The organism is Frankia sp. AgPm24, from assembly GCF_023243055.1.
Lineage (GTDB): Bacteria > Actinomycetota > Actinomycetes > Frankiales > Frankiaceae > Frankia > Frankia umida.
Genome location: NZ_JALKFW010000103.1, coordinates 1 through 376, shown reverse-complemented (window position 1 = coordinate 376; position 376 = coordinate 1). Strand labels below are relative to the sequence as shown.

The 376-nt window shown below is 71.8% G+C and carries 1 pseudogene; it reads left to right on the top strand.

Features of this window, described 5'->3' with window-relative positions:
- Positions 1-376, top strand: a pseudogene (locus MXD61_RS28685) (GntR family transcriptional regulator); the annotation flags it as partial.

The following is a 376-nucleotide window of genomic DNA, read 5'->3' as shown; positions in this document are numbered from 1 at the left end:
CCCCTGCGCGAAGCCTTCCGCGTCCTGGAATCCGATGCCCTCATCAGCGGCCGCCGCGGCGCCCCCGGCGGCGCCCGCGTCCACACCCCCGGCGGCGACGGCGCCGCCCGCTACACCGCCCTCGTCCTCGAACACCAGCACACCACCCTCGCCGACATCCACACCGCCCACACCCACCTCGAAACCACCACCATCCGCCTGCTCGCCACCACCATCACCGACACCCACCTCACCACCCTCACCCACCACCTCACCACCACCACCCACCTCCTCGACACCCCCAACCCCGACCCCACCACCCTGCACACCCACCACCTCCACTTCCACACCCTCCTGCTCACCCCACCCCCCGACACCACCCCCACCAACCACACCC